Source organism: Neisseria sp. HMSC03D10 (genome assembly GCF_001807625.1).
In the GTDB taxonomy this organism is placed as follows: Bacteria; Pseudomonadota; Gammaproteobacteria; order Burkholderiales; family Neisseriaceae; genus Neisseria; species Neisseria mucosa.
In genome coordinates, this window is the sequence record NZ_KV789523.1 from 1 (window position 1) to 258 (window position 258).

Here is a 258-nt window from a genome sequence, read left to right on the forward strand (position 1 = left end):
TTTTGGGGAATTTTGCAAAGGTCTCGACCTTTTTAAGAAGTTCTGCTTTATCAGCGCGAATCTGCCAACATCCAGTATTTCATTTTTCAAACACAGAGGCCTTTGTAATAACATGAGTTATTAAAATTTTATACTCAATACCATTTTCAAAATGAATAACCTTCCTGATTTCTTCCACTTTTTTCTTAATATCAGAAAGTTTTTAGTCGATTGAAATTTTTTAGCACATTTTTATACGTCAAATTTCGTTAACAGACT